The sequence below is a fragment of the Salinimicrobium marinum genome (assembly GCF_014651535.1).
GTDB lineage: Bacteria > Bacteroidota > Bacteroidia > Flavobacteriales > Flavobacteriaceae > Salinimicrobium > Salinimicrobium marinum.
On the sequence record NZ_BMXB01000034.1, the window covers coordinates 1 to 4,119 of the forward strand.

The window sequence follows — 4,119 nt, forward strand, 5'->3', positions numbered from 1 at the left end:
CCCAGTATGGACGCCTGTATTTCCCGACTGCTTGTAAAAACGCACTCCAGTAATAAACCCGTTTTCTGAACTGCGGAATTTCATTCCCACTTGTAAGGGGGAACCGCTCCACAGGATTCCTGAGGGTCGCTCTTCGGAACTAAAAACATTACAAGGGCATACCTGAGAAGCCTCAATTACTACTGGAGCGGAAATAGCCACAGCGCCCAGGTCATCTGTAGCTTTAGCTGTAAGGGAAAAAGTTCCTGTGGGAATGTTTTCCCAGGTAAAGCTAAAAGGAGCCTCCGTAACTTCACCTAATTTATGATAACCCTGAAAAAACTCAACTTTGCTAATGCTACCATCAGGATCTGTGGCATTAGCTTCAATAACTATGGATTCAGCAGTATTAAATGCTGCAGGTTCGACTGGCGAGGTCATGGATATTACCGGCACTTCATTCCTTCCGTAGGTAGCAATAAAATTTCCTGTTGTTGCAGAAAAGAAAATATACTCCACCCCTTTAATCTTTTCGGTTCTGTAGTTTACCGCGACTCCTTCTGTGGTCAAGCCAACCAGCCTCTGATCATTAAATGTTGCTGGTAACATCGTCTCAAGTTTATGAGCCTCCCCGGAAACCTGGAGGGAAAAATCTAGTACCTGACCATCCCATTGATTCACCTCATAAGATGATGCATTTCTGCCATCCATCCAGGTAAGTACCTGCTTTGCAGATATTACAGGAACCCCTCGGCTCATCGCGGAAGCTATGATCTTTTCTGAACCGTCTGAATAATCATCATCTGTATGCATATTGGCACAAAACATTCCATAGTACCCTTCCTGGCCCAGCGCTTTATCCAGCAACTGATTTATGGTGAAAGGAAAACTTTGTCCAGATTCATCTGTCATTTGAGTATTGAGTTGATAGATATCAAGAGTAGTTCCGTCCACATCCGCAAACTTCATAGGTATACCGGAGCCAGTAAACATTCCCGGTCTGTCGTTGACCCAACTTCCCGGCCAGTAATAGTAATTGGCATCCAGTCGAATTCCATTTGAACTTTCCAATTTAGGCTGAGTAGCCCAGTCACTGAACGCAATACAGTGGGTACGGTTGGTAATGGAAGCACTCAAGCCAGGGAAATTTATCGCCATTTCTTCCAGTTGTGTGGTTAAATCATTTTCAATGGATAATTCGTCATAGCTTTCACACTGTGTATTGAGATGAAGCGCAATCTCAAATCCCTGAGCTTCAAAAATACTGGCCTGAATATCAGAGATCGGCGTATTTGGAAAAATGTAAGAACTGCCACGTACAGCTCTCCAGTCAGCCACAGCCTCAGGGCTATTGTCGGAACTTAACTCAAGATAACGATTAAATCGTGCGATGGTCCCTCCCCTTGCGTGGTCATCTCCCGTCATAACCACTGCAGCCTTGAGTCCTCGAGGCATGTACCAAAACCTCAAAATGGGGTGCCGGCTGTTCCAGGTAATAATATTGGCCAACAATCGCTGCTGTTCATCCGCCTGAGGAATGGCAACTTTATCGAGATCCACCCAGTCGGGGTAAAACATATCATTCGATCTTATTGGTCCAGGTTGATTATCTCTCTCCTGACCCACCCAGTCAGGATTCCCCTGACGGGTATACACTACGGAGCGTGCGAGATCATAAGTGAAGGCAATAGCCTTTCCTCCGTTGACACCCACATCATTGCTGGAAACTGCAGGATAAATAGTTGCAGTATGTGCATCAGAATAGAGTCCGGCAAGACTCACGGCACCGTTCAGCTCATAAAGATCTGCAGTACTATGATATTGAATAGTCTCCTTGACCAAACCCTCTCCTGGCCCAGCAGGATTTATAAGCAAGTATTGATCGGATAATGTACTTCCTGTAGGAGTTAGCCCCAAAAGAGAAGCAAGTTTGATATCCGGTCTAAAGCAGATTAGAGTAGCTCCCTCCTGTACACGTTGGGATACCAAATCAACCTGGGCACTGGTTAAGGAAATTTCCCCAAGAAGAATCATATCGTAGCCCCCCAGGAGCTCCTTTGATACTGATGAAATTTCGAAAACATCAAAATCATTCAATCCCTCAGCCTTCAAAATTTCTGTAAGATAGCTGCTAAAGCCGTTATTAGCACTTGTAATTACTAAAACTGCACTCCTGTCGGTTTCCTCCTCCGTACAAAATTCTCTTTCCGATATTCCTCTTTCCGGTGCCTTAACTTCCACCATTGTTTCCTCGATTCTACCTGTTCCAAACGACTCCCCCTCCTGGGCGGCAAAGAACATTAAAATAACTAATAGGATCCTTTTAAGGCAAAGCTCTCTAGGAGTAGTATTCTTTACTTTCATATCAAATATTAAGTGGTAATGAGGTCTCCTTAACCGCCTGGTTTTCCTTGGAATTAATAAAGAAAATAGGACGTTATTCCTGCAGGTTACTTATTTATGACGAGTTGTACGACTTTTATTTCATTCTGATGTGCAAGACGTAAAAAATACACTCCCTGTGGCAGTGAAGTCACATCTATTTCCAGAGAATATTCCTCCCCCGCCTTCGCAAAGGCTTCCTCTTCGAGGATTCTTACCTGGGAGCCTCTGGCATCGTAAAGGCTCATTGAATAAAATCCTCCTTGCTGAAGCTGGTATACCAGGGTAGCATAATCCGAAGATGGATTAGGGATAACCTCAATTCTGTCACTGAGCCCAGACTCCGAAATGGTCGCCTTGGAATAGCTGGTGGCGTCCATAGTATTTTTAAAGGCTGTAGCGAATGCAGTAGTTTCAAAAATGGCATCTACCCAGTAATTACTCATGTTATAGGAGAATTCGGGGAATGACGGAGTTGATGTGTACCGGTATACGCCATTGCCCCCGTCACTTCCATCCATCAGTGCCTGTAAAGGCTTGTTCAACACTGCATCGGAATAAAAGGATTCGTTTAGGGAGTAAAATCCGGCACTGGTATGGTAGGAAATGATATATGTAGTATTTGCCGTTATAGCTATAGGAAAAGCGAAGATGACCTGCTGCCATCCTGAAGATATTTCGTTCTGAAAAACTGCTTCAGCCAACAAATTCCCGTTTCGATCATATAATTGCCCCGTATGCAACCCAGTGTTTCCAATTTGTTTGTAGAATCTCGCTCCGGTTATATAGCCGTCCACCTGAGACTGGAATTTCATTCCCAATTGTAATCCCCCAATCCCGTCATTTTGAAGGCTTCCCGTCGGTGTTTCAGAATCGTCAAAAACAGTACAGGGACAGGTAAACTCCTGGTCTAATGCACGTACGGTTATGCTGATATCGTCACTTGCAGTTCCTCCTTCGTTATCAGTAACGGTGACCTTGAATACATACACTCCCTGCTCCAGCCCCAATAGCTCAAGACTCATGGAGACGGCATTTTGCATTTCCGTAGCAGGTCCGTTTATCTGCTCCCAAAGGTAAGACTCTATAGAACCATCTGGATCTGTAGCACTGGCAAGTAGGGTAATGCTATTCTCCGGAAGAACCAATATTTGATCTTCCCCTGCATTCACCGTCGGTGGAATATTCCCTACAGGTTCCGTCACAAATATGTTAACTGTAGAAGAAAGGCGTTTTGCGCCGAGGTTGTCTGTTGCTTCAGCAGTTAAGGCATAATTACCTGTGGAAGCAGGGTTCCAGATAAGGCTGTAAGGAGGGGATGTGTCTTCTCCTATTTTTACATTATCCCAAAAGAATTCCACTTTTGTAATTGTACCGTCGGGATCGGAGGCGACAGCCTCGAGCGTAACTACTGCCGGAGTAGTAAAAGTTCTGTTGTCTTCAGGTGAAATTAAGGAAACACTGGGAAGGGCATTCTGGTCTGTTGTGTTAAAGACTACGTCTACCCAATAATTACTACTCTGGTAAGTCAGGTTTGGAAAAGTAGGTGTATTGGAATAGGTGTACACCCCATTGGGTCCATCTGTACCGCTTTGTAGACCTGTAAGTGGTTCATCCACCACTGATCTTGTGTTAAAGAAGGGACTATTAAGGGAATAAAAGCCATTACTACTGTGATATGAAATCACATAAGTAGTGTTGGCCGTCACAGGCACAGGAGAAGCAAATGATACCTCCTGCCAGCCTGAGGCTGTTTCA

2 protein-coding genes are annotated in these 4,119 nt (G+C 44.5%); both read right to left on the reverse strand.

Going from position 1 to position 4,119, the window contains the following annotated elements; translation table 11 throughout:
• Positions 1-2,343, reverse strand: a 2,343-nt coding sequence (locus tag IE056_RS18170) for an Ig-like domain-containing protein (protein ID WP_189606413.1), incomplete at its 3' end; no start/stop codon positions are given.
• A gap of 86 nt (positions 2,344-2,429) precedes the next feature.
• On the reverse strand, positions 2,430-4,119 hold a 1,690-nt coding region (locus IE056_RS18175; protein WP_189606414.1), incomplete at its 5' end, for a DUF4082 domain-containing protein.